24 protein-coding genes and 5 tRNA genes are annotated in these 24,630 nt (G+C 71.5%); 22 read left to right on the plus strand and 7 right to left on the minus strand.

Annotated elements, in window-relative coordinates:
• A partial coding sequence (locus ESG85_RS08595) for a sensor histidine kinase (RefSeq protein ID WP_128977457.1) occupies positions 1–2,307 on the minus strand: 2,307 nt, incomplete at its 3' end.
• Positions 2,308–2,873: 566 nt separating this feature from the next.
• On the opposite strand from ESG85_RS08595, the gene ESG85_RS08600 reads away from it, so the two are divergent.
• From ESG85_RS08600 to ESG85_RS08640, 9 genes are all read left to right on the plus strand, one after another.
• Positions 2,874–3,071 (plus strand): hypothetical protein, encoded by a 198-nt coding sequence (locus ESG85_RS08600; RefSeq protein ID WP_128977458.1) that lies wholly within the window; start codon positions 2,874–2,876, stop codon positions 3,069–3,071.
• A 79-nt stretch (positions 3,072–3,150) separates the two neighbouring features.
• Positions 3,151–3,945 (plus strand): fumarylacetoacetate hydrolase family protein, encoded by a 795-nt coding sequence (locus tag ESG85_RS08605; RefSeq protein WP_128977459.1) that lies wholly within the window; start codon positions 3,151–3,153, stop codon positions 3,943–3,945.
• Positions 3,938–5,410 (plus strand): glutamate--tRNA ligase, encoded by a 1,473-nt coding sequence (gene gltX, locus ESG85_RS08610; RefSeq protein WP_128977460.1) that lies wholly within the window; start codon positions 3,938–3,940, stop codon positions 5,408–5,410. The genes ESG85_RS08605 and gltX overlap by 8 nt, the downstream gene beginning before the upstream one ends.
• A gap of 99 nt (positions 5,411–5,509) precedes the next feature.
• A complete protein-coding gene (locus tag ESG85_RS08615; protein ID WP_128977461.1) occupies positions 5,510–6,232 on the plus strand; it encodes an HAD family hydrolase in 723 nt (240 codons plus the stop codon).
• Positions 6,233–6,329: 97 nt separating this feature from the next.
• A tRNA-Gln gene (locus tag ESG85_RS08620) sits at positions 6,330–6,401 on the plus strand.
• A 41-nt stretch (positions 6,402–6,442) separates the two neighbouring features.
• Positions 6,443–6,515 (plus strand) — tRNA-Glu (locus ESG85_RS08625).
• A 62-nt stretch (positions 6,516–6,577) separates the two neighbouring features.
• Positions 6,578–6,653: transfer RNA gene (locus ESG85_RS08630), tRNA-Glu, on the plus strand.
• Positions 6,654–6,671: 18 nt separating this feature from the next.
• A tRNA-Gln gene (locus tag ESG85_RS08635) sits at positions 6,672–6,743 on the plus strand.
• Positions 6,744–6,761: 18 nt separating this feature from the next.
• A tRNA-Glu gene (locus tag ESG85_RS08640) sits at positions 6,762–6,837 on the plus strand.
• A 163-nt stretch (positions 6,838–7,000) separates the two neighbouring features.
• Here ESG85_RS08640 and ndgR read toward each other — a convergent pair.
• Positions 7,001–7,717: an IclR family transcriptional regulator NdgR gene (gene ndgR, locus ESG85_RS08645; RefSeq protein ID WP_128977462.1), complete on the minus strand. Its 717-nt coding sequence runs from the start codon at positions 7,715–7,717 to the stop codon at positions 7,001–7,003.
• Between the two features lie 140 nt (positions 7,718–7,857).
• Here ndgR and leuC point away from each other — a divergent pair, with 140 nt between their 5' ends.
• From leuC to ESG85_RS08665, 4 genes are all read left to right on the plus strand, one after another.
• Positions 7,858–9,282, plus strand: a complete 1,425-nt coding sequence (gene leuC, locus ESG85_RS08650; RefSeq protein ID WP_128977463.1) for a 3-isopropylmalate dehydratase large subunit — start codon at positions 7,858–7,860, stop codon at positions 9,280–9,282.
• 6 nt (positions 9,283–9,288) lie between these two features.
• Positions 9,289–9,882, plus strand: a complete 594-nt coding sequence (gene leuD / locus ESG85_RS08655) for a 3-isopropylmalate dehydratase small subunit (RefSeq protein ID WP_128977464.1) — start codon at positions 9,289–9,291, stop codon at positions 9,880–9,882.
• A 104-nt stretch (positions 9,883–9,986) separates the two neighbouring features.
• A complete protein-coding gene (locus tag ESG85_RS08660) occupies positions 9,987–10,214 on the plus strand; it encodes an SCO5555 family protein (protein WP_128977465.1) in 228 nt (75 codons plus the stop codon).
• A 143-nt stretch (positions 10,215–10,357) separates the two neighbouring features.
• Positions 10,358–11,044, plus strand: coding sequence for an HU family DNA-binding protein (locus tag ESG85_RS08665; RefSeq protein WP_128977466.1), 687 nt, complete (start codon positions 10,358–10,360; stop codon positions 11,042–11,044).
• Between the two features lie 84 nt (positions 11,045–11,128).
• Here ESG85_RS08665 and ESG85_RS08670 read toward each other — a convergent pair whose 3' ends face one another.
• Together ESG85_RS08670 and cofC are read right to left on the minus strand one after the other, a co-directional pair.
• Entirely contained in the window at positions 11,129–11,332 is a 204-nt protein-coding gene (locus ESG85_RS08670) for a hypothetical protein (RefSeq protein ID WP_128977467.1), read from the minus strand.
• 9 nt (positions 11,333–11,341) lie between these two features.
• Entirely contained in the window at positions 11,342–12,013 is a 672-nt protein-coding gene (cofC, locus tag ESG85_RS08675) for a 2-phospho-L-lactate guanylyltransferase (protein ID WP_128977468.1), read from the minus strand.
• 121 nt (positions 12,014–12,134) lie between these two features.
• Here cofC and ESG85_RS08680 point away from each other — a divergent pair, with 121 nt between their 5' ends.
• The 3 genes from ESG85_RS08680 (at position 12,135) to ESG85_RS08690 (ending at position 15,103) form a co-directional block, all read left to right on the plus strand.
• Positions 12,135–12,887 (plus strand): lysophospholipid acyltransferase family protein, encoded by a 753-nt coding sequence (locus ESG85_RS08680; protein ID WP_128977469.1) that lies wholly within the window; start codon positions 12,135–12,137, stop codon positions 12,885–12,887.
• A complete protein-coding gene (locus ESG85_RS08685; RefSeq protein WP_128977470.1) occupies positions 12,884–13,885 on the plus strand; it encodes an NAD(P)H-dependent glycerol-3-phosphate dehydrogenase in 1,002 nt (333 codons plus the stop codon). Before ESG85_RS08680 ends, ESG85_RS08685 begins: the two co-directional genes overlap by 4 nt.
• A gap of 78 nt (positions 13,886–13,963) precedes the next feature.
• Entirely contained in the window at positions 13,964–15,103 is a 1,140-nt protein-coding gene (locus tag ESG85_RS08690) for a D-alanine--D-alanine ligase family protein (RefSeq protein ID WP_128977471.1), read from the plus strand.
• 30 nt (positions 15,104–15,133) lie between these two features.
• Here ESG85_RS08690 and ESG85_RS08695 read toward each other — a convergent pair whose 3' ends face one another.
• Together ESG85_RS08695 and ESG85_RS08700 are read right to left on the minus strand one after the other, a co-directional pair.
• Positions 15,134–15,610: a DUF3515 domain-containing protein gene (locus tag ESG85_RS08695; RefSeq protein WP_128977472.1), complete on the minus strand. Its 477-nt coding sequence runs from the start codon at positions 15,608–15,610 to the stop codon at positions 15,134–15,136.
• Between the two features lie 20 nt (positions 15,611–15,630).
• Positions 15,631–15,864: an Lrp/AsnC ligand binding domain-containing protein gene (locus tag ESG85_RS08700; RefSeq protein ID WP_128977473.1), complete on the minus strand. Its 234-nt coding sequence runs from the start codon at positions 15,862–15,864 to the stop codon at positions 15,631–15,633.
• A 233-nt stretch (positions 15,865–16,097) separates the two neighbouring features.
• Between ESG85_RS08700 and ESG85_RS08705 the strand changes: the two genes are divergently transcribed.
• Together ESG85_RS08705 and thiD are read left to right on the plus strand one after the other, a co-directional pair.
• Positions 16,098–17,060 carry a thiamine-phosphate kinase gene (locus ESG85_RS08705; RefSeq protein WP_128977474.1) on the plus strand — a complete coding sequence of 321 codons (963 nt, stop codon included), beginning with the start codon at positions 16,098–16,100 and terminating at the stop codon, positions 17,058–17,060.
• Positions 17,057–17,866 carry a bifunctional hydroxymethylpyrimidine kinase/phosphomethylpyrimidine kinase gene (gene thiD, locus ESG85_RS08710; protein WP_128977475.1) on the plus strand — a complete coding sequence of 270 codons (810 nt, stop codon included), beginning with the start codon at positions 17,057–17,059 and terminating at the stop codon, positions 17,864–17,866. Before ESG85_RS08705 ends, thiD begins: the two co-directional genes overlap by 4 nt.
• Positions 17,867–18,066: 200 nt before the next feature.
• Here the strand turns inward: thiD and rpmB are convergent, their stop codons facing one another.
• Positions 18,067–18,252 carry a 50S ribosomal protein L28 gene (gene rpmB / locus ESG85_RS08715; protein ID WP_003957616.1) on the minus strand — a complete coding sequence of 62 codons (186 nt, stop codon included), beginning with the start codon at positions 18,250–18,252 and terminating at the stop codon, positions 18,067–18,069.
• Between the two features lie 236 nt (positions 18,253–18,488).
• Between rpmB and ESG85_RS08720 the strand changes: the two genes are divergently transcribed.
• The 4 genes from ESG85_RS08720 to coaD all read left to right on the plus strand — a co-directional run bounded on the left by ESG85_RS08720 (position 18,489) and on the right by coaD (position 24,571).
• Positions 18,489–20,078: a DAK2 domain-containing protein gene (locus ESG85_RS08720; protein ID WP_128977476.1), complete on the plus strand. Its 1,590-nt coding sequence runs from the start codon at positions 18,489–18,491 to the stop codon at positions 20,076–20,078.
• An 83-nt stretch (positions 20,079–20,161) separates the two neighbouring features.
• A complete protein-coding gene (locus ESG85_RS08725) occupies positions 20,162–23,389 on the plus strand; it encodes a helicase-related protein (protein ID WP_128977477.1) in 3,228 nt (1,075 codons plus the stop codon).
• 82 nt (positions 23,390–23,471) lie between these two features.
• Positions 23,472–24,053: a 16S rRNA (guanine(966)-N(2))-methyltransferase RsmD gene (rsmD, locus tag ESG85_RS08730; RefSeq protein ID WP_128977478.1), complete on the plus strand. Its 582-nt coding sequence runs from the start codon at positions 23,472–23,474 to the stop codon at positions 24,051–24,053.
• 26 nt (positions 24,054–24,079) lie between these two features.
• Positions 24,080–24,571: a pantetheine-phosphate adenylyltransferase gene (coaD, locus tag ESG85_RS08735; RefSeq protein ID WP_181018996.1), complete on the plus strand. Its 492-nt coding sequence runs from the start codon at positions 24,080–24,082 to the stop codon at positions 24,569–24,571.
• Positions 24,572–24,630 lie beyond the last annotated feature (59 nt).

The raw sequence follows: 24,630 nt of genomic DNA on the forward strand, positions 1-24,630 counted from the left end.
GCCCGGGGCACCGCCCGGACGGCCGCCGGCACCGGGACCGCCGGCGCCGGGACCACCGGTGAGCCGGCCGCCCGGGGCACCCTGGCCCTGCGGGACGGCGCCCTGACCGGCCTGGCCGGCCTTCGGCGCGGGCTTCTTGCCGCCGTGGGCGACGTCGACCGGGAGCATGACGAGCGCGGTGGTGCCGCCCGAGTCGGACGGACGCAGCTGGATCCGGATGCCGTGCCGCAGGGACAGGCGGCCGACCACGAACAGACCCATGCGGCGGGAGACCGAGACGTCCACGGTGGGCGGCGAGGCGAGCCGCTCGTTGATCGCGGCGAGGTCCTCGGGGGAGAGGCCGATGCCGGTGTCGTGGATCTCGACGAGCACCCGGCCGTCGGGCAGGGCGTGACCGGTGACGCGGACCTTGGTCTGCGGCGAGGAGAACGAGGTGGCGTTCTCGAGCAGCTCGGCGAGGAGGTGCACGAGGTCGTTGACGACCCGGCCGGCGACCTCGGTCGCCGGCACCGCGGCCAGCTCGATGCGCTCGTACTGCTCCACCTCGGACGCGGCGGCACGCAGGACGTCGACCAGCGGGACCGGGCGGGTCCAGCGGCGGCCCGGCTCCTCACCGGCGAGGACGAGGAGGTTCTCACCGTTACGGCGCATGCGCGTCGCGAGGTGGTCGAGCTTGAACAGCGAGGACAGCTGGTCCGGGTCGGCCTCGCGGGACTCCAGCTCGGAGATGAGCGACAGCTGACGCTGGATGAGGCCCTGGGAACGCCGCGAGAGGTTGGTGAACATCGCGTTGACGTTGCCCCGGAGGAGGGCCTGCTCGGCGGCGAGGCGGACCGCCTCGCGGTGCACGTCGTCGAAGGCCGCGGCCACCTGGCCGATCTCGTCGCGGGAGTGCACACCGACGGACTCGACGGAGGTGTCGACGTCCTGCGGGTCGGACTCGGAGAGCTGCTTGACCAGCTCGGGCAGACGGTCCTGGGCGACCTTGGTCGCGGTGTCCTGCAGCCGTCGCAGCGACCGGATCATGGACCGGGCCACGACGAAGGCGCCGACCAGCGACACGCCGAGGACGAGGAGGATCAGGGCACCGTTGATGATGGCGTCGCGCTGCGACTCCTGGCGCAGCTCACGGGCCTTGGTCTCCATCTCGCCGAGCAGCGTCGCCTCGATGGTCTGCATGGCACGCATCTTGGTGCCGTACTCGTCGGTGAAGTTGAGGTGACCGCGCTTGACGCCGGGCAGCCCGCGGTCCGACTTCAGCATCCGCTGGGCGTAGTTGTCGGCGGCCTCGATCGACGGGTTGCCGTTGCTCAGCGTGGCGGTGAGCTCCTCGGCGTCGCCGCCGGTCGACTCGTAGATCGACTTGAAGGACTTGAGCTCGACGCCCTCACTGGTGAGGGCGGCGTCGCCGTACAGGCGGTCGCCCTGCTCGATCTTCCCGGGCCGGCTGTCGTTCGGCGGCAGCGAGGAGGCGATGATCGCCTGCTGGATGGAGGCGTACTCCTTGGCGGACGAGAACGCGGCGAGCGCGCGGGTCCGCTTGATCATCTCCGGGTTGCTGGTCGCCTGCGCCATGTCCTGGGACAGGCTGAGCAGCGAGCGGATGAGGCGGCTGTAGGCCTCGACCGTCACCGAGTGGGCGACGCCCTCCTCGTACGCGGTGGTGCGGATCGAACCGAGCTGGCTGACCTGCGAGGCGATCTGGCTGACGTTCTGCCGGATGCTGCGCAGCGACTCGTCGCCCTCGGCCGCCGGGATGTCGTTGGTGGCGTCGAGGAAGGCCTTGTAGGCGCGGTCGGTCGCCTTGCGCGGGTTGGCGACCTGGTAGTCGCTGGCCGACTTCTTGTTGGCGAGCGGACCGGCGGAGAGGTCGCGCTCCTTCTGCAGGGCCTCCGCGAAGGTGGTGGCCTGCTTGGTCAGCCTGGTGAGCAGCTGCATCTGGTCGAGCTGCTCCATGTCCTGGAGCGACTCGCTGATGCGGATGCCGCCGAGGCTGGTCGCGGCGACCACGGGGAGGGTCAGCAGCGCCACGAGGCGGGTGGAGATGCGCCAGTTGCGCAGGGCTATTCGGGGCCCGACGGAGTTCTCGGACTGGAGCTTGGGGAGCGGGGCGTGCTCGGTCGCGGCGTCCGCGGCGGTGCCGCGGGCGGCGCCGTCACCGCCCTCGCCCTTCCTGGGGTTCTGGGGCTGCGGGGCCGGGGAACCGTGCTGGGTCCCGGCACGCGGCTCCTGCTCCGCCGAAGCTTCCCCTCGGCCCTTGCGGGCCTGGGAGGAGCCCGTGCCATCCCTCTTGAAACGTCCCTGCACTAGCGTCGCAACCTCTGGACCAGGCGTCCTTCCGGGTGAACGGAGAGGACGGTGTCGGCGTGTGGGGACGCAGGTGCGTCCCGGTGGTGGTCGTCGGTGACCGGCGCAGATCCCCCCTTTCCCGCCACTCGGCCGGCGCTGCGTTGCGCCCCCTGCGCGCCGGCCTCAAGCCCGCGGCGGTGCGTGGAATTCCAGCACAGTGCTGGATCTCCAACAAGGGCCGTGAGGTGCACCCGAAGGGGCATGACAACGTGTGCACGATACGTCACCCCATGTAGAAGATGATCACGGAGGAATCGGGCACATCCCCACGAAGTGACCGAAGCGCACCGGTGTCCCAGTCGCCATGATCAGGAGCGGAATGGCGCATTCAGTGGAGGAATGTCCGTTTCGGTTACCCCGGATGGCGGTGCGTAATGCCCGGAATGTTCCGCTCGTGGTGAGCAAACTCACACCTAGTTCGTTGAATCCGCCGTGCATTCGCAGGGAATTGCATGTTTAGCCTGACGCTTTACAGAATGGGTGCCGCAGCCCACCCGCCCCCCAGACAAGGGTCCGACACCGCGATGAAGACGTTCGTGCTCCGCACCACGGCCAACCCCCGCCGCTCCACCCTCGCCCACCTCGAGGACGCGGCACAGCTCGGCCGGGGCGCCCGGCCCGAGTACGCCGCCGAGCTCCCGGGCGTCACGGCCAACCCGCGCCGCACCATCCTCATGACCGCCCCGGCGCCGTACCAGCCGCAGCCGCAGCCCGCGCGATAAGAACCCGAGGCGCCCGCCCCCGCGCGTTAGCCTGGAGCGTCAGACTCCAGCCAGTAGCAAGTGAGGGGCGACAGCACTCGTGCGCATCGCCAGATTCTCCATCGACGGCAACGTCGCCTTCGGCGCGGTCGAGGGCGAGGGGACCGTCGAGTCCGGCGGCCTGGTCCTCGACATCATCAAGGGCATCCCGTACACCGACTTCGAGCTCAGCGGCACCAAGGTCCCGATGAGCAAGGTACGGCTCCTCCCGCCCGTGCTCCCCAACAAGGTCGTGGCCATCGGCCGCAACTACGCGGAGCACGCCAAGGAGCTCGGCAACGAGGTGCCCGAGGTCCCGGTGGCCTTCTTCAAGCCCACCACCTCGGTCGTCGGCCCCGGCGACGCCATCGAGTACCCCTCCTTCTCCGACGAGCTGCACCACGAGGCCGAACTGGCCGTGGTGATCGGCCGTATGTGCCGCGAGGTGCCCCGCGACCGCGTGAAGGACGTCATCCTCGGCTACACCTGCGCCAACGACGTCACCGCCCGCGACGTCCAGAAGCGCGAGGCCCAGTGGGCCCGCGCCAAGGGCTTCGACACCTCCTGCCCGCTGGGCCCCTGGATCGAGACCGGCCTGAGCATCGCCGACGCGAGCGACCTGACCGTCCAGGCGACGGTCAACGGCGAACAGCGACAGCTCGGCCGTACGAGCGACATGATCCGCTCCATCGAGGACCTGGTCGTCCACATCACCGAGGCCATGACGCTGCTCCCGGGCGACGTCATCCTCACCGGCACCCCCGCCGGGGTCGGCCCCCTCACCGTCGGCGACGAGGTCGCCGTCACCATCGAAGGCATCGGCACTCTCACCAACAAGGTGATCAAGCGTGGCTAACGCGATCCGCGTCCGTTTCTGTCCGTCCCCGACCGGCAACCCCCACGTGGGCCTGGTCCGCACCGCCCTCTTCAACTGGGCCTTCGCCCGGCACAACCAGGGCACCATGGTCTTCCGCATCGAGGACACCGACGCGGCCCGCGACTCCGAGGAGTCCTACGAGCAGCTCCTCGACTCGCTGCGCTGGCTCGGCCTCGACTGGGACGAGGGCCCCGAGACCGGCGGCCCGCACGCGCCCTACCGCCAGTCGCAGCGGATGGACATCTACAAGGACGTCGCCGACAAGCTGCTCGCCGGCGGCCACGCCTACCACTGCTACTGCACCCAGACCGAGCTGGACGACCGCCGTGAGGCCGCCCGCGCCGCCGGCCGGCCCTCCGGCTACGACGGCCACTGCCGCGAGCTCACCGCGGAGCGGATCGAGCTCTACAAGGCCGAGGGCCGCGAGGCCATCGTCCGCTTCCGGATGCCGGACGAGGCGATCACCTTCACCGACCTGGTCCGCGGCGAGCTCACCTTCACCCCGGAGAACGTCCCGGACTACGGCATCGTGCGCGCCAACGGCGCCCCGCTGTACACCCTGGTCAACCCGGTCGACGACGCCCTGATGGAGATCACCCACGTCCTGCGCGGCGAGGACCTGCTGAGCTCCACCCCGCGCCAGATCGCCCTCTACAAGGCCCTGATCGAGCTGGGCGTCGCCAGGGAGATCCCGCGGTTCGGCCACCTGCCGTACGTGATGGGCGAGGGCAACAAGAAGCTCTCCAAGCGCGACCCGCAGGCCTCCCTCAACCTCTACCGGGAGCGCGGCTTCCTGCCCGAGGGCCTGCTGAACTACCTCTCGCTCCTGGGCTGGTCGTTCTCCGCCGACCAGGACATCTTCACCATCCCGGAGATGGTCGAGAAGTTCGACATCGCGGACGTCAACGCCAACCCGGCCCGCTTCGACCTCAAGAAGGCCGAGTCCATCAACGCGGACCACATCCGCATGCTGGACGTGAAGGACTTCGCCGCGGCGTGCGAGCCGTGGCTGCGGGCCCCGCACGCCAACTGGGCCCCGGAGGACTTCGACCGGGCCGCCTGGGAGGCCATCGCGCCGCACGCCCAGACCCGCCTGACCGTCCTGTCGGACATCACGGCCAACGTCGACTTCCTGTTCCTCAAGGAGCCGGTCTTCGACCAGCCCTCGTGGGACAAGGCGATGAAGGGCGAGCCCGCCGCCCTCCTCACCACCGCCCGCGAGAAGCTCGTGGCCGCCGACTGGAACGACCCCGAGTCCCTCAAGAACGCCGTCCTCGCCGCCGGCGAGGCCCACGGCCTCAAGCTCGGCAAGGCCCAGGCCCCGGTCCGCGTCGCCGTCACCGGCCGCACCGTCGGCCTTCCGCTCTTCGAGTCGCTCCAGATCCTGGGCCAGGAGAAGACCCTGGCCCGCATCGACGCGGCCCTGGCGAAGCTCGCCGGCTGAGTCCCGCGTCCGGTCGCCGGGCGCCACCCCGCCCGGGCCGTCCGGCCGACGTGCCCGAAGTACCCCCGTCCCGCCCCGGGACGGGGGTACGTTCGTCCCATGACCATCCGCGCGGTGCTCTGGGACGTCGACGACACGATCTTCGACTACGCCCGGGCCGACCGGGCCGGGATGCGGGCACACCTGGCCGTCGAGGGGCTGCTCGGGCGGTACGGGTCCGTGGAGCAGGCCCTCGGGCGCTGGAAGGAGCTCACGGAGCTGCACTGGCGGCGCTACGAGGCCGGCGGCGGGGACTGGCAGGAGCAGCGGCGGGCGCGGGTCAGGGACTTCCTGGCGGAGCCCGCGATGACCGCGGGCGAGGCCGACGCCTGGTTCGAGCGGTACGTGGCGCACTACGAGGCCGCCTGGGAGCTCTTCCCGGACGCCGTGCCCGTCCTCGACCTGCTCGCCGGCGACTACCGGCACGGCGTCCTGTCGAACTCCAGCATCCACGCCCAGGACCACAAGCTGCGGACGCTCGGCGTACGGGAGCGGTTCGAGGCGGTGGTGTGCGCCGCCGAACTCGGCGTGGCCAAGCCCGCCGCCGAGGCCTTCCACGCGGCGTGCACGGCCCTGGGGCTCGCGCCGCAGCAGGTGGCGTACGTCGGCGACCAGCCGGACATCGACGCGCGGGGCGCGGTCGAGGCGGGGCTCCTCGGGGTGTGGCTGGACCGCGCGGACAGCGGCGGCAGGCCCGAGCTGACCCGGATCACCGACCTCCACCAGCTGCCCGGAGTGCTGCGCGGGGATACGCGTTTTGGAGCACCGTCCTCCTTCGGGTAATGTTCTTCCTGCGCCGAGGGGAACGGGCCGAAAGGCCGGAAAGACCCGAAAGCGCAAGCCAGAGCAAGATCCTCTCCTCGGAGGGATCGCGCCCCGGTGGCCTATGGTGTAATTGGCAGCACGACTGATTCTGGTTCAGTTAGTCTTGGTTCGAGTCCAGGTAGGCCAGCTCGCAGAGCTCATCTGCAAACCGTGGATGGCATCCACGAAGCCCCCGTTGTGTAGCGGCCTAGCACGCCGCCCTCTCAAGGCGGTAGCGCCGGTTCGAATCCGGTCGGGGGTACAGATCCTTCCCGCGGGATCACTTGGGTAGCTCCCAGGTGATCCCGATGCAGGATCGCTAGGGCCCCCGTTGTGTAGCGGCCTAGCACGCCGCCCTCTCAAGGCGGTAGCGCCGGTTCGAATCCGGTCGGGGGTACCAACTGGTCTATACCACCAGTGGCCTATGGTGTAATTGGCAGCACGACTGATTCTGGTTCAGTTAGTCTTGGTTCGAGTCCAGGTAGGCCAGCGGATCTTTCCAGATCTTGCCCCCGTTGTGTAGCGGCCTAGCACGCCGCCCTCTCAAGGCGGTAGCGCCGGTTCGAATCCGGTCGGGGGTACCACACGAGGAAGCCCTTCCCTTCGGGGGAGGGCTTCTTCGCCGTTTCCTGCCACCATGATCACGTCCGCGGGCCGGCGGACGTGATCACGGACACAACTCCGGCCCACCGCTGCGGCGTTGGAGCGGTGGGCCGGAAACGAACAGGTGGAGAGAGGGGCGGAGGATCAGCCGTTGCGGCGCAGGGCCTCGGTCAGCCGCGCGGCGGCGTCGATGACCGCCTGGGCGTGCATGCGGCCCGGGTGGCGGGTCAGGCGCTCGATCGGGCCCGAGACCGACACGGCGGCCACCACGCGGTTCGAGGGGCCGCGTACGGGCGCGGAGACGGACGCGACGCCCGGCTCCCGCTCGCCGATCGACTGGGCCCAGCCGCGGCGCCGTACGCCCGACAGGGCGGTCGCCGTGAAGCGGGCGCCCTGCAGGCCGCGGTGCAGCCGCTCGGGCTCCTCCCAGGCCATGAGGATCTGCGCGGACGAACCGGCCTTCATCGTGAGCGTCGAACCGACCGGGACGGTGTCCCGGAGTCCGGACAGCCGCTCGGCCGCCGCCACGCAGATGCGCATGTCGCCCTGGCGCCGGTAGAGCTGGGCGCTCTCGCCCGTCACGTCGCGCAGATGCGTCAGCACCGGCCCGGCGGTCGCGAGCAGGCGGTCCTCACCGGCCGCGGCGGCGAGCTCCGCCAGCCGCGGTCCGAGGATGAACCGGCCCTGCATGTCGCGGGCCACCATCCGGTGGTGTTCCAGTGCCACGGCCAGTCGGTGTGCCGTGGGTCGTGCGAGTCCCGTCGCCGCGACCAGACCTGCGAGGGTGGCCGGACCGGACTCCAGGGCGCTCAGGACAAGGGCTGCCTTGTCGAGAACGCCTACGCCGCTAGAGTTGTCCATGCAACGATATTCGCGTCTCACTCTGTGAAACGCAAGTTCAATTTTCCGAGGAACCCGTCACTCTGGTGAGGCGGCCGCACAACGGCTCGCGAAACGGGTCTCTAGTGGTGTCGGCGCAGCCGCCGGCCGGAGGGAAAGCGATGGGTAGGACACTCGCGGAGAAGGTCTGGGACGACCACGTCGTCCGGCGCGCCGAGGGCGAGCCCGACCTCCTCTTCATCGATCTGCACCTGCTGCACGAGGTGACCAGCCCCCAGGCCTTCGACGGCCTCCGGCAGAACGGCCGGCAGGTGCGGCGCCTCGACCTCACCATCGCCACCGAGGACCACAACACCCCGACCCTCGACATCGACAAGCCGATCGCCGATCCGGTCTCCCGCGCCCAGTTGGAGACCCTGCGGAAGAACTGCGCCGAGTTCGGTGTGCGCCTGCACCCGCTGGGCGACGTCGAGCAGGGCGTCGTCCACGTCGTGGGACCGCAGCTGGGACTGACCCAGCCCGGCATGACCGTGGTCTGCGGCGACTCGCACACCTCGACGCACGGCGCCTTCGGCGGTCTGGCCTTCGGCATCGGCACCAGCCAGGTCGAGCACGTCCTGGCCACCCAGACGCTGCCCATGGCCCGCCCCAAGACCATGGCCATCACGGTGAACGGCGAGCTGCCCGAGGACGTCACCGCCAAGGACCTGATCCTGGCGATCATCGCGAGGATCGGCACCGGCGGCGGCCAGGGCTACGTCCTGGAGTACCGCGGCAGCGCCATCGAGAAGCTCTCGATGGAGGCCCGGATGACCATCTGCAACATGTCGATCGAGGCCGGCGCCCGGGCGGGCATGATCGCCCCCGACGAGACCACCTTCGCCTACCTCAAGGGCCGTGCCCACGCCCCCGAGGGCGAGGACTGGGACGCCGCCGTGGCGTACTGGAAGACGCTGAAGTCCGACGAGGACGCCGTCTTCGACGCCGAGGTCGTCATCGAGGCCGCCGAGCTGGCCCCGTTCGTCACCTGGGGCACCAACCCCGGCCAGGGTGCGCCGCTTTCGGCGAACGTCCCCGACCCGGCTTCGTACGAAGACGCTTCGGAGCGCCTGGCCGCCGAAAAGGCCCTGGAGTACATGGGGTTGACCGCCGGACAGCCGCTGCGCGACATCAGGGTCGACACCGTCTTCGTAGGTTCCTGCACCAACGGCCGCATCGAGGACCTGCGCAACGCGGCCTCCCTGCTGGAGGGCCGCAAGGTCGCCGACGGGGTGCGCATGCTGGTCGTCCCGGGCTCGGTCCGGGTCGCCCTGCAGGCCGTCGAGGAGGGCCTGGACAAGGTCTTCAAGGAGGCCGGCGCCGAATGGCGGCACGCGGGCTGCTCGATGTGTCTGGGCATGAACCCCGACCAACTGGCCCCCGGTGAGCGTTCCGCGTCCACCTCCAACCGCAACTTCGAGGGCCGGCAGGGCAAGGGCGGCCGCACCCACCTGGTCTCCCCCCAGGTCGCCGCCGCCACCGCCGTCCTGGGTCACCTGGCCTCCCCGGCCGATCTGTCCGACGTCGCCACCACCGCGGGGGTCTGAGGAACCATGGAAGCTTTCACCACGCACACCGGCCGGGCCGTTCCGCTGCGCCGCAGCAACGTCGACACCGACCAGATCATCCCCGCGCACTGGCTCAAGAAGGTCACCCGCGACGGCTTCGAGGACGGCCTGTTCGAGGCCTGGCGCAAGGACGAGCAGTTCGTCCTCAACCGCCCCGAGCGGCAGGGCGCCACGGTCCTGGTCGCGGGTCCCGACTTCGGCACCGGCTCCTCCCGTGAGCACGCCGTCTGGGCGCTCCAGAACTACGGCTTCAAGGCCGTGATCTCCTCCCGCTTCGCCGACATCTTCCGCGGCAACTCGCTGAAGAACGGCCTGCTGACCGTCGTCCTGCCGCAGGAGACCGTCGACGCGCTGTGGGAGGCGACCGAGGCCGACCCGACCGTCGAGGTCACCGTCGACCTGGAGGCCCGCAAGGTCCTCGCGCCCGGGATCGACGCCGACTTCGAGCTCGACGAGAACGCCCGCTGGCGTCTGCTGAACGGTCTGGACGACATCAGCCTCACCCTTCAGAACGAAGCGGACATCGCGGCCTACGAGGCGGCCAGGCCCTCCTTCAAGCCCCGTACAATTGCCGTCTGAGCAGCGCTTTTCCAGTACTGCGCCCCCCACCGTCCGGTGGGGGGCGCAGTCGCTTGTTGAGACCCTGTCGGGCGACAACTCGCCCTAGATGGCACAATCGGTGCATGGAACGCGACAGCCAACTCGAGCTCTACGAGGCAGTCGCCGCCCGATTGAAGGAAGCGCACAGAAGGGTGCGCGAACTGCAAGTCCCGGAGGGCGTAAGGATGGCGCTGTCCCGGAAGCTGCTGGTCGTCACGGCCGCGGCGAAGCACGATCTCACGGACGCGGCAACGCGTCTGGACCGGTTGATGAAGGACCTCGACGAGGGCCGATTCCCTGAAGACGACTGACACCAGGAACTCCGCAACGGCACTTCTCCGTTGCGGCACTAGGGTGATTAGCCCGTTTCGTGTTTGATTTGCGGTATATACATGCCTAACGTGCGAAAAAGCTTGAACACTTTCGTTCCGGCAATGTCTCCGAAGGGGAAGACGTGAACAAGGCGCAGCTCGTAGAAGCGATTGCCGACAAGATGGGCGGCCGCCAGCAGGCGGCCGACGCCGTCGACCACGTGCTCGACGCCATCGTGCGCGCGGTCGTCGCCGGGGACCGGGTCTCGGTCACCGGCTTCGGCTCGTTCGAGAAGGTCGACCGTCCGGCCCGCTACGCCCGCAACCCGCAGACGGGTGAGCGGGTCCGGGTCAAGAAGACCTCGGTTCCGCGTTTCCGTGCGGGTCAGGGCTTCAAGGACCTGGTCAGCGGCTCGAAGAAGCTCCCCAAGGGAGGCGAGGTCTCCGTCAAGAAGGCCCCGAAGGGCAGCCTGAGCGGTGGTGGCGCCTCCGCCACCGTGAAGAAGGCGGCCGCGAAGAAGGCCACCACCGCCAAGAAGGCCGCCGCGAAGAAGGCGACCCCGGCGAAGAAGACCACCGCCGCCGCGAAGAAGACCACCGCGACCGCGAAGAAGGCCACCACGGCCACCAAGAAGGCCACCACGGCCAAGAAGACCACCGCCGCCGCCGCGAAGAAGGCGGCCCCGGCGAAGAAGACCACCGCCGCCGCGGCCAAGAAGACCGCCGCGAAGAAGACCGCGCCGGCGAAGAAGGCCACCGCGAAGAAGGCGCCCGCCAAGAAGACGACGGCGCGCAAGACCACCGCGAAGAAGACCGCCGCCAAGAAGTAGGACAGCGGGTACTCACACGCCGGGCCGGACTCCCCCCTGGGGGAGCCCGGCCCGCGGCGCGTCTCGAGCCCCCTGAAGGGCCTGCTAGAACGTCTGCAGCGTCACCAGCGTGATCCGCAGGGCCGCGCCCTCGCCCTCCGTCTCGATCCGCACCCGCTGCCCCGGACGCAGCAGCCGCAGCCCGCCCGCCTCGAAGGCCTCGGCCCCGAACTCCACCGGGGTGCCGTCGTCGAGCAGCACACTGCCGCTGCGGGTCTCGGAGTCGTACGCGTACGCGGTCGCCTGCATGGCCGCAGCCTATCCGGCCGCGCGCACCCAGCGGGCAGCCGTCCGCGGCCCCACGCCCAGCTCCAGCGCGGCCGCCAGATCGTCGCCCGTGTCCACGTCCCGGCGCACGGAATCCACCCCCGGAAGGCGGATTTCCGCCGCGCCCGACGACAAATGCCGACGTCGGGAAGCCCCTCCGAATGCCGGTTCCAATTCCACCCCGGGGCCCGCCGAGAGGAATGTCGTACCTATTTCGGCGGCGTCCGCGAGAAAAGCCCGCCGGAATTGCCCCGCCACCGCCAGGACCCGGGCCAGCTCGGCCGGCCGCAGCGCCGGAAGGTCCGCGTTCAGCGCCGCCACCCGCGCCCCCGGCCGCACCGCGCGCACCGCGCGGGCCCCGTGCGCCAGCGCCGCGTTGAGCCCCGCGCCCGGCAGGTCCGGCACGATCCGCGCGCCCAGGGCCGTCAGCGCGGCCCCTGCCGTCCGATCGTCCGTGACGACCGCCACATCCCGTACCGCGGCGCAGGCCAGCGCCGCCGCCACGGTGTCCTCCGCGAAGGCCAGCGCGAGCCGGGGCCGCAGCCCGGCGTCCACCGCCGCGCCCAGTCTGCTCTTGGCCCGGGTCAGCGGTTTCAGGGGCACCACCAGCGACCAGCCGTCGCCAGCGTCTTGACCGGCGTCGCCGGCGGCGCTTGTCTTCATCGCGGCCCATTCTGTCCCGCCCGGGCGAGGGGCCGGAGCCCCGGGGCGTACGGTGTCCTCGACAGGCCAGGAGCATGGGGCGACACTTGACCCCTTGCGCAGTCCGGAGAAAGGTGCACGAGTGTCCCGCCGCAGAATCGGCTTCTGGTACCGCCTGGCGGCGGTCATCGCCAAACCCCCGCTGGTGGTGCTCTTCAAGCGGGACTGGCGCGGAACGGAGCACATCCCGGCCGAGGGCGGCTTCATCACCGCGGTCAACCACAACTCGTACCTGGACCCGCTGTCCTACGCGCACTACCAGTACAACACCGGGCGCGTGCCCCGCTTCCTCGCCAAGGCCGGGCTCTTCAAGGGCTCGTTCGTCGGCATGATGCTGCGCAACACCGGCCAGATCCCGGTCTACCGCGAGACCACCAACGCCCTCGACGCCTTCCGGGCCGCCGTCGCCGCCATCGAGCGCGGCGAGTGCGTCGCCTTCTACCCCGAGGGCACCCTCACCCGCGACCCCGAGATGTGGCCCATGGCCGGCAAGACCGGCGCCGCCCGCGTCGCCCTGCTCACCAAGGCCCCCGTCATCCCGGTCGCCCAGTGGGGCGCCAACCTCGCGATGCCGCCGTACGCCAAGGAGAAGAAGCTCCGGCTGCTGCCGCGCAAGACGCTCGTCGTCCAGGCCGGCCCGCCGGTCGACCTCTCCCGCTTCCACGACCTCGAGCCCACGCCCGACGTGCTCCGCGAGGTCACCGAGGAGATCATGGCGGCCATCACCCGGCTCCTGGAGGAGATCCGCGGCGAGAAGGCCCCCGCCGAGCCGTACGACCACCGCAAGGCCCGGCTGCAGCAGCGCCGCAAGGCCGCCGAGGAAGGCAAGAAGTGACCAAGGCAGCCGTCTTCGGCAACGGATCCTGGGGCACCGCCTTCGCCATGGTGCTCGCCGACGCGGGCTGCGAGGTCAGCCTCTGGGGCCGCCGCGCCGAACTCGCCGAGGCCGTCAACCGCACCGGCACCAACCCCGACTACCTCCCCGGCGTCGAACTCCCCAAGGGCATCACCGCCACCGCGGACGCCGCCGAGGCCGCCCGCGACGCCGACTTCACCGTCCTCGTCGTGCCCTCCCAGACCCTGCGCGCCAACCTGGCCGCCTGGAAGCCGCTGCTCGCCCCCGGCACCGTCCTCGTCTCCCTCATGAAGGGCGTCGAACTCGGCACCGCCAAGCGGATGAGCGAGGTCATCACCGAGGTCGCGGACGTCCCGGCCGAGCGCGTCGCCGTGCTCACCGGCCCCAACCTGGCCAAGGAGATCGCCGCCCGGCAGCCGGCCGCCGCCGTCGTCGCCTGCGCCGACGAGACGGTCGCCCAGCGGCTCCAGACCGCCTGCATGACCCCGTACTTCCGCCCGTACACCAACACCGACGTCGTCGGCTGCGAACTCGGCGGCGCCGTGAAGAACGTCATCGGCCTCGCCGTCGGCATCGCCGACGGCATGGGCCTCGGCGACAACTCCAAGGCCACGCTCATCACCCGCGGACTCGCCGAGACCACCCGGCTCGGCCTCGCCATGGGCGCCGACCCGCTCACCTTCTCCGGCCTCGCGGGCCTCGGCGACCTGGTCGCCACCTGCTCCTCGCCGCTCTCCCGCAACCACACCTTCGGCACCAACCTGGGCCGCGGGATGACCCTCCAGGAGACCATCGCGGCCACCAAGCAGACCGCCGAGGGCGTCAAGTCCTGCGAGTCCGTGCTCGATCTGGCCCGCCGCCACGGCGTCGACATGCCCATCACCGAGACCGTCGTCTCGATCGTCCACGAGGGCAAGCCGCCGGTCGTCGCGCTCAAGGAACTGATGTCGCGCAGCGCCAAGGCGGAACGCCGGTGACACGCCGCTGAGCCGGACGCGCGAAGCGGAAGCGGGGCGCTCAGGAGTTCGGACGCCGCAGGGTACGCTCAACGCGTTATGAGCGAGAACACCCAGAGCCCCCGCAAGCCGCGCGTGGCCGTCGTCTTCGGCGGACGCAGCTCCGAGCACGCCATCTCCGTCGTCACCGCCGGTGCCGTCCTGCGCGCCATCGACCGGGACAAGTACGACGTGCTGCCCATCGGCATCACCCGGGAGGGGCGCTGGGCGCTGACCGCCGACGCCCCCGAGCGGATGGCGATCACCGAGCGCTCCCTCCCGGACGTCGCCGAGCTCGCCGAGTCCGACACCGGCAACGTGGTCCTCCCCGTCGACCCGGCCGGCCGCGAGGTCGTCCTCAACGAGCCCGGCTCCCTGCCGAAGGCCCTCGGCGAGGTCGACGTGGTCTTCCCGATGCTGCACGGCCCGTACGGCGAGGACGGCACCCTCCAGGGCCTCCTGGAGCTCTCCGGCATCCCGTACGTCGGCGCGGGCGTCCTCGCCTCCGCCGTCGGCCAGGACAAGGAGTACATGAAGCGGGTCTTCGTCTCCTTCGGCCTGCCGGTCGGCCCGTACGAGGTCGTCCGCCCCCGCGAGTGGGAGCAGAACCCGGCCGCGGCCCGCAAGAAGATCGTGGAGTTCGCCGCCGACCACGGCTGGCCGCTCTTCGTGAAGCCCGCCCGCGGCGGCTCCTCCGTCGGCATCACCAAGGTCGACGACCTCTCCGGCCTCGACGAGGCGATCGAGGAGGCCCGGCGCTTCGACCCGAAGATCATCGTGGAGGCGCTGGTGCGCGGCCGCGAGATCGAGTGCGGCGTCCTGGAGTTCGAGGACGGCCCGCGCGCCAGCGTGCCCGCCGAGATCCCGCCGGTCACCGACCACGACTTCTACGACTTCGAGGCGAAGTACATCGACTCCGCCTCCGGCCTGGTGCCCGCGCCCATCGGCGACGAGGCCACCGCCGAGGTCCAGCGGCTCGCGGTCCTCGCCTACGAGTCCGTCTCCTGCGAGGGCCTGGTGCGCGCCGACTTCTTCCTCACCGAGGACGGCGACTTCGTCATCAACGAGATCAACACCATGCCCGGCTTCACGCCCATCTCCATGTACCCGCGCATGTGGCAGGAGAGCGGCGTCGGCTACCAGGAGCTCGTCGACCGGCTCATCCAGGCCGCGCTGAACCGCTCCACCGGACTGCGCTGACCCGGCGGTGCCACGGGCCGTGCCCCCGGGTCACAGACTCGGGGGGACGGCCTTCTTCACGGCGGCGGCGAGATCCACGAGCGGGCCCATGTCGTGCGCGTACCGCGCGTCCAGCGACACCTCGACATAGGTCCTGCGGTACGTCGTGGTGAAGCGGGGTCCGGCGCCGGCGCGCTGCTCGACCAGCCAGCCCACGCCGTCGACGTCGACGCCCTGGGCCTGTGGATCGTTCATCTTTTCGGGCCGGGGCACGCCGCAGCGCAGTACGATCGCCGCATCCCCCCACGCGGCGGTCAGCTCGGACTCCGGCTCGGTGCCGGCCCGCTCCTGACCCGCCACGGTGCCGGGCAGCTCCTTCGCGAGGGCACGGCAGAGGGCGGCCTCGGCCGCCGGAGGGCCGGGAACCGGCACCGACGTCTCCGCGTCCGACGCGGAACAGCCGGTGGCGGCCAGCAGCAGGGCGGCGGCGGAAGCGGCCAGGCCGAAGGGCCGGTGGGAAGACGTCACCGGCCAAGGGTAGACGGGGGCTAGATATGCACGACCGGGCAGGTGAGGGTGCGCGTGATGCCTTCCACTTGCTGGACCCTGGCGACCACCATGCGGCCCAGCGCGTCCACGGTGTCCGCCTCCGCACGCACGATGACGTCGTACGGACCGGTCACGTCCTCGGCCTGGATCACCCCCGTGATCTTCGCGATGGTCTCGGCGACGGTCGACGCCTTGCCCACCTCGGTCTGAATAAGGATGTACGCCTGTACCACGGAACCTCCAGGGCGACCACGAGGATCTTGTGGGAGAAAGAGACGCCACGGTACCGCGTCGCCGCGGGCCGCGGGGAGACCTCCGAGCTCGGAGGCGCACGCGGGGTGGCGTACGCGCATGAGAAGTTGACGGTCTACTTGACGGTATCCGGCACGGTGACGGCCCGCGACCCGCACGGCGAGGAGCGGCGGAGCGGCGCGGCGGCCGGCACGACGACACGAGGTGAATCGCGGTGAAGGGCACAGTCGGAGAGCTCGGCGAGTTCGGGCTCATCAGGGAGCTCACCTCCCGGCTCACCTCCACGCCCGCGGTGCGGATCGGGCCCGGCGACGACGCCGCGGTCGTCTCCGCCCCGGACCGGCGGGTGGTGGCCAGCACGGACATCCTGCTCGAAGGACGCCACTTCCGCCGCGACTGGTCCACGGCCTACGACGTCGGCCGCAAGGCCGCCGCCCAGAACCTCGCCGACATCGCCGCCATGGGCGCCGTGCCCACCGCGCTCCTGCTCGGCCTGGTCGTGCCCGCCGAACTGCCCGTCACCTGGCCCGTCGAACTCATGGACGGACTGCGCGACGAATGTCAGGTCGCCGGCGCCGCGGTGGTCGGCGGCGACGTGGTCCGCGGCGACACCATCACCGTCTCCATCACCGCCCTCGGCGACCTGCGCAACCACGACCCGGTCACCCGCGGCGGCGCCCAGCCCGGCGACGTGGTCGCCTACACCGGCTGGCTCGGCTGGTCCGCCGCCGGATACGCGGTGCTCTCCCGCGGCTTCCGCTCCCCGCGCGCCTTCGTCGAGGCGCACCGCCGCCCCGAACCGCCGTACCACGCCGGTCCCGCGGCCGCGGGGCTCGGCGCCACCGCCATGTGCGACGTCAGCGACGGCCTGATCGCCGACCTCGGCCACATCGCCGAGGCCAGCAAGGTCCGCATCGACCTGCGCTCCGGCCTCATCGACATCCCCAGCCAGATGAACGACATCGGCCAGGCCGTCGGCGTCGACCCGCTCCAGTGGGTCCTCACCGGGGGAGAGGACCACGCGATCGTCGCCACCTTCCCGCCCGACGTGAAGCTCCCCGCCCGCTGGAAGGTCATCGGCGAGGTCCTCCATCCCTCCGCGCTGCCCCAGGTGACCGTCGACGGCGCGCCCTGGCACAGCAAGGGCGGCTGGGACCACTTCGGCGGCGGCGAGTGACCGCCCGGCCGCCCCTGGTCCTCACCGTCGCCGGATCCGACTCCGGCGGCGGCGCCGGAATCCAGGCCGACCTCAAGACCATGCTCGCGCTCGGCGTCCACGGCATGAGCGTGCTCACCGCCGTCACCGCCCAGAACTCGCGCGGCGTCCACGGCGCCTGGGAGCTGCCCGAGGATGCCGTACGCGCCCAGTACCGGGCCGTCGTCGACGACATCGGCGTCCAGGCGGTCAAGACCGGCATGCTGGCCTCCGCGGTGCTCGTCGAGACGGTCGCCGACCTGCTCGCCGGAACGACCGCCGCCACCGGCGTGCCCGTCGTGGTGGACCCGGTGGGCGTCTCCAAGCACGGCGACCCGCTGCTCGCGGCCTCCGCGCTCGACGCCGTCCGCACCAGGCTGCTGCCGACGGCCACCGTCGCCACCCCGAACCTGGACGAGGTGGCCCAGCTCACGGGCGTCGTCGTCGAGGACGAGGACGGGATGCGGCGCGCGGCCGGCGCGATCCTGGCGTACGGGCCGCGATGGGCCCTGATCAAGGGCGGCCACCTGCCCTCCGGCGAGGAGGCCGTGGACCTGCTGACGGACGGCTCCGAGGAGCTCTGGCTGCGCGCCCCGCGCCACGACAACCGGCACACCCACGGGACGGGCTGCACGCTCGCCTCGGCGGTGGCGTCGGGACTCGCGAAGGGACTGACGGTGCCGGAGGCCGTACGCCAGGCGAAGGCGTACGTGACCGGAGCGATCGCCGCGGGCTTCGCGCTGGGCGGCGGCATCGGGCCGGTCGACCACGCCTGGCGCCTGCGCTGACCGACCGGCGCCCGGGCCGACCGGCCCGGGCCCGGGCACGGCAGAACGCCCGGGCACGGCAAAGAGCCGACCACGGCAGAACGCCCGGGCATGGCAAAAGGCCGGTTCACCGAGGTGAACCGGCCTTTCAAGGCAACCGGGAGGCTGCGCTACGACGAGACGTCGGCGGGGCTGTCCCCGCTTCCGCGGGGGAGCACCAATTAGCGCGAGACCTTGCCGGCCTTGATGCACGAGGTGCAGACGTTGAGCCGCTTCGGCGTCCGACCGACCACGGCACGCACGCGCTGGATGTTGGGGTTCCAGCGACGAGACGTACGGCGGTGCGAGTGCGAAATGTTGTTGCCGAAGCCCGGCCCCTTGCCGCAGACGTCGCAGTTGGCAGCCACGGGTCACTCCAAAGACTTCAGATTTACAGTGAAATCCGGCGCACCGGAATCGGATCAGGGATCTGAAGTGGTTTGCCGGGGGAATGGCCCGACGATGCCGGGCAACCGAAGCAGCATACAACGACTGCTTCCGTGGAACGAAACTACCATGAGCCGCCCGGCCCCCGCCCCGGGCCCCGGACGGACGCGGGTCTACCCTGCGGTGAACCCACCGCGACGCACAGGAGGACCACCCGTTGCCGCGAGTCCCGCAGACCCTCGACGCCGAAGCGGTCCGATCCTGGTGCGCAGGGGCGCTGGCGGCGCTCGGCAGGGAGCGCGAGGAGATCGACGCCATCAACGTCTACCCCGTCGCGGACGGCGACACCGGGACCAACCTGTACCTCACCGTCGAGTCCGCCGCCCGGGCCGCCGACGAGGCCTTCGCGAAGCGCTCCCCCCAGGCCCCCGACGTGGCGGAGATCATACGGGCGATGGCGCACGGCGCACTGATCGGCGCCCGCGGCAACTCCGGCACCATCCTCTCCCAGCTGCTCCGCGGCATGTCCGCGGTCCTCGCCGAGGGCGGTGACGGCGACCACCTCGCCCGCGCCCTCGCGAGCGCCGCCGAAGCCGCCCGCCGGGCCGTCGCCCACCCCGTCGAGGGCACCCTCCTCACCGTCGCCGACGCGGCGGCCGCCGCCTGCGCGGCCGGCGGCGAGCTCGTGACGGTGGCCAGGAACGCCCACGACGGGGCGCGGACGGCCCTGGACGCGACCCCCGGCCAACTGGACGTACTGCGCCGCGCCGGCGTCGTGGACGCCGGAGGACGCGGCCTGGTGGCGGTGCTCGGCGCGCTCGTGGAGGCCCTCACCGGCGAGACCCCGGCGCCCTCCGCCGAACCCCCGCACGCGCCGGTCGTCCTCGGCGACTGCCCGCCCGAGGGAGGGCCCGGCGGACCCGCGTACGAGGTCATCTACCTCCTGGAGGCCGACGACACCGCCGTGGAGACCCTGAAGGCCCGGCTCGACGCGCTCGGCGACTCCCTGGTCGTCGTCGGCGGCGACGGGCTGTGGAACGTCCACGTCCACGTCGACGACGCCGGTGCGGCCGTCGAGGCCGGCGTCGAGGCGGGACGCCCGTACCGCATCCGCGTCACCCACTTCGAGGCCCGGCCGGAACCCGCCGGACGCGCCGTCGTTGCCGTCCTGCCCGGCGACGGACTCGCCGGACTGTGCGCCGAGGCCGGCGCGACCACCCTCGTCGCCCGCCCCGGCGAGACCCCCACCGGCACCGACCTCGCCGAGGCGATCCGCCGGGCCCACGCCCGCGAGGTCGTCCTGCTGCCCAACGACACCGAGCTGCGGCAGATCGCCGCCGCGGCCGCCGAACAGGCCAGGGCCGAGGGCATCCGGGTCGCCCTCATCCCCACCCGCGCCGCCGTCCAGGGCATCGCCGCCCTCGCCGTCCACGAACCCGACCGCCGCTTCGACGAGGACGTCGTCGCCATGACGGCCGCCGCCGGCGCCACCCGCTACGCCGAACTCGCCGTCGCCGAACGCCAGTCCTTCACCTCGGCCGGCGTCTGCCAGGCCGGCGACGTCCTCGGCCTCATCGAGGGCGACGTCGCCGTCATCGGCCAGGACCTCACCGCCACCGCCGTCACCGTGCTCGACCGCATGCTCTCGGCGGGCGGCGAACTGGTCACCCTCGTCGTCGCCGACGACACGCCCGCCGCCCTCGCCACCACCCTCGAACAGCACGTCCGCACCACGTACCTGGCCGTCGACACCACCGTCTACCACGCCGGTGACGGCGCGCCGCCGCTGCTCATCGGCGTCGAGTAGGTCCGGGCGCCGGGCCGGGGCGGACCCCGCCGCCCGCGCGTTCCGCCGCGGCTGCGCGACGGCTGTCGGTGCCGTGGTGTGCAATGGACCGCGTGCCCGCGCTCGACGAACCACTCAAGAAGCTGCTCGGCGCCGCCACCGCCAAGGTGATGGCCGAGCACATGGACCTGCACACGGTCGGCGACCTGCTCCACCACTACCCCCGGCGGTACGCCGAACGCGGCGAGCTGACCACGCTCGCCGACCTGCCGCTGGACGAACACGTCACCGTCGTCGCCCAGGTCGCCGACGCGCGCGTGCACACCTTCGACAAGGGCGGCCGCGGCAAGGGCCTGCGCCTCGAGGTCACCATCACCGACGGCAGCGGCCGCATGCAGCTGGTCTTCTTCGGCCGCGCCGTCCACTTCCACCAGAAGGAACTCCTGCCCGGCCGGCGCGCCATGTTCGCCGGCAAGGTCGGCGTCTTCAACCGCCGCCTCCAGCTCGCCCGCCCCGAGTACAAGCTCCTCGACGCCGACAGCGGCACCGAGACCGTCAAGGCCTTCGCGAGCGAACTGCTGCCCCTCTACCCGGCCTGCAAGCAGCTGGAGTCCTGGGCCATCGAGCAGTCCGTCGGCATCGCGCTCGACTCCATGGCCGCCACCGGCTGGGAAGGCCTCGTCGACCCGCTGCCGCCCGCCCTGCGCGAGGGCCGCGGCCTCACCGACCTGCCCGACGCGCTCACCCGCATCCACCGGCCCCGCACCAAGGCCGACATCGCCGCCGCCCGCGACCGCCTCAAGTGGGACGAGGCCTTCGTCCTCCAGGTCGCCCTCGCCCGCCGCCGGCACGCCGACACCCAGCTGCCCGCCGTCCCCCGCCGCCCCGCCGCGGCCGGCCTGCTCACCGCCTTCGACGCCCGGCTCCCCTTCACCCTCACCGACGGTCAGCGGAAGGTCTCGAAGGAGATCTTCGACGACCTCGCCACCGACCACCCCATGCACCGCCTCCTCCAGGGCGAGGTCGGCAGCGGGAAGGCCCAGCCGCTCGACTCCCTCGTGCTCACGCCCGAAGGCTTCCGGCGCATCGGCGACCTGCGGGCCGGGGACGAGGTGGTCACGCCATCCGCGGAGATCGCGCTGGTCGACGGGGTGTTTCCGCAGGGGGAGCGTGACGTGTGGCGACTGGTCCTCTCGGACGACACCACGGTGGAATGCGACGACGAACACCTCTGGATCGTGGGGACGAGCGACGGGTGGCACCGGGGCCGGGCACCCGAGGTGATGACCACCCGGGAGATCCGGGACGACCTCGTCGAGGCGGACGGATCGCCGAAGTGGTACGTGCCCGTGGCGACTCCCGTCGACCTCGGTGGTGACGCGCCGCTGCCCCTGGACCCCTACCTCTTCGGGGTGCTGCTCGGGAACGGCTCCTTCCGGCACGGCCTGCGGCTGTCCGCGATCGACCCGGAGATCCGCGACGCGGTGGCGGCGGCCGTCGCGCCCTTCTGCCACCTCGTGCCCGTGACCGGTTCCACCGGTGACCACACGATCCGGCCGACCCACGGCGCAGGCGACGTACGCAACCCCGTAGTCCAGGCCCTCCGCGACCTCGGCGCGTGGGGTGCGTCATCCCACGACACATGCGTTCCCGCCGCGTTCAAGAACACGTCGATCAAGAACAGGCTCGCCCTGCTCCAAGGCCTCATGGACACCGGCGGCACCCTCCACGGGGACGGCATGAGCGCGTCCTTCGCATCGGCCTCGCCGCGGCTCGCCGAGGACGTGGCCTGGCTCGTGCGCTCACTGGGGGGACGGGCGCGCGTCCTGCCGAGGAAGGCCGCGTTCGACGTCTCCGTCGGCCTCCCTGACGAGTACGCCCCGTTCAGGCTGTCCCGCGAAGCGGCCCGAGTACGTCCACGACCGAAGCACCACGCCCTCAGGCGGGCCGTCCGCTCCGTCGAGTACGTGGCGCGGAAGCCCGTCCAGTGCATCAGCGTCGCGCACCCCGACCACGCGTACGTGACGGACCACTTCACCGTGACGCACAACACCATGGTCGCGCTGCGCGCCATGCTCGCCGTCGTCGACGCCGGAGGCCAGGCCGCGATGCTCGCCCCCACCGAGGTGCTCGCCCAGCAGCACCACCGGTCGGTCACCGAGATGATGGGCGACCTCGCCGAGGGAGGCATGCTCGGCGGCGCCGAACACGCCACCAAGATCGTGCTGCTCACCGGCTCCATGGGCGTCGCCGCACGCCGCCAGGCCCTGCTCGACCTGGTCAGCGGCGACGCCGGCATCGTCATCGGCACGCACGCGCTGATCGAGGACAAGGTGCGGTTCCACGACCTCGGCCTGGTCGTCGTCGACGAGCAGCACCGCTTCGGCGTCGAACAGCGCGACGCCCTGCGCGGCAAGGGCAAGCAGCCGCCGCACCTGCTCGTCATGACGGCCACGCCCATTCCCCGTACGGTCGCGATGACCGTCTTCGGCGACCTGGAGACCTCCGTCCTCGACCAGCTGCCCGCCGGACGCTCCCCGATCGCCAGCCACGTCGTGCCCGCCGCCGACAAGCCGCACTTCCTCGCCCGCGCATGGGAGCGGGTCCGCGAGGAGGTCGAAGCCGGACACCAGGCGTACGTGGTCTGCCCGCGCATCGGCGACGAGGAGGACCGGAAGACCGGGAAGAAGGCGAGCCCCGAGGACGAGGCCGAGAAGCGGCCGCCGCTCGCCGTCCTCGACGTCGCCGAACAGCTGCGCGGCGGCCCGCTCGCCGGACTGCGCGTCGAGGTGCTGCACGGCAGGATGCACCCCGACGACAAGGACGACGTCATGCGCCGCTTCGCCGCGGGCGAGGCCGACGTGCTGGTCGCCACCACCGTCATCGAGGTGGGCGTGAACGTGCCCAACGCCACCGCCATGGTGATCATGGACGCCGACCGCTTCGGCGTCTCCCAGCTCCACCAGCTCCGCGGCCGCGTCGGCCGGGGCTCCGCCCCCGGACTGTGCCTGCTCGTCTCCGAGATGCCCGAGGCGAGCCCCGCCCGCCGGCGGCTCGACGCCGTCGCCGGCACCCTCGACGGCTTCGAACTCTCCCGGATCGACCTCGAGCAGCGCCGCGAGGGCGACGTCCTCGGCCAGGCCCAGTCCGGCGTGCGCTCCTCGCTGCGGGTCCTCGCCGTCATCGAGGACGAGGAGGTCATCGCCGCCGCCCGCGAGGAGGCCACCGCCCTCGTCCTCGCCGACCCCGACCTCACCGCCCACCCGGCGCTGCGCACCGCGCTCGACGCCCTGCTCGACAAGGACCGGGAGGAATACCTGGAGAAGGGCTGACCGGCCCGCGCCCGTCTCCCCGCCGGGCGGATCCACCTAAGCTGAGGCGTACGCAACCGCTGACGGAGACCGAGGACCCCAGATGACCCGCGTGATCGCCGGCACGGCCGGCGGACGCCGACTCGCCGTGCCCCCGGGCACCGGCACCCGGCCCACCTCCGACCGGGCGAGGGAAGGCCTCTTCTCCACCTGGGAGTCCTTCCACGGCCTCGCCGGCGCGCGCGTCGCCGACCTGTACGCGGGCTCCGGAGCCGTCGGCCTGGAGGCGCTGTCCCGCGGCGCCTCCCACGCCCTCCTCGTCGAGGCCGACCAGCGCGCCGCCCGCACCGTGCGCGAGAACATCCGCTCGCTCGGCCTGCCCGGTGCCGAGCTCCGTACGGGCAAGGCGGAACAGATCGTGACCGGACCGGCGCCCGCCGAGCCGTACGACCTGGTCTTCCTCGACCCGCCCTACGCCGTCCCCGACGACGATCTTCGAGAGATCCTCCTCACAATGCGCGCGGGGGACTGGATCGCCGAGGATGCCCTCGTCACCGTGGAGCGCAGCACCCGCGGCGGCGAGTTCGGCTGGCCGGACGGCTTCGCACCCCTGCGGGCCCGTCGCTACGGCGAAGGCACGTTTTGGTACGGTCGCGCCGCCTCTACGTGCGAAGACGCACGATGACCGGACCGGAGAGCGAGGGAACCAAGTTGCGCCGCGCCGTCTGTCCCGGGTCGTTCGACCCGATTCACAAGGGACACCTCGACATCATCGCCCGCGCCTCCAAGCTGTACGACATCGTGCACGTCGCGGTGATGATCAACCCGGCGAAGCGGGGCCTGTTCACCGTCGACGAGCGGATCGAGCTGATCCGCGAGGTCACCGCCGACTTCGGCAACGTCGAGGTCGAGTCCTTCCACGGACTGCTGGTGGACTTCTGCAAGCAGCGCGAGATCCCCGCCATCGTCAAGGGACTCCGGGCCGTCAGCGACTTCGACTACGAGCTGCAGATGGCCCAGATGAACAACGGCCTCTCCGGCGTCGAGACGCTCTTCATGCCCACCAACCCGACGTACAGCTTCATGTCGTCCTCCCTGGTCAAGGAGGTCGCGGCCTGGGGCGGCGACGTCTCCCACCTGGTGCCGGTCACGGTGCTCGACCGGCTCACCGAGCGGCTCGCCGAGAAGCGCTCCGGGCAGTGACCGCCGGCCACCTCCACTGACGCTCCGTCACCTGGTCCCGGACAGGGCCCCACTGGCCT

It is taken from the genome of Streptomyces roseicoloratus (assembly GCF_004117935.1).
GTDB classification, from domain to species: domain Bacteria; phylum Actinomycetota; class Actinomycetes; order Streptomycetales; family Streptomycetaceae; genus Streptomyces; species Streptomyces roseicoloratus.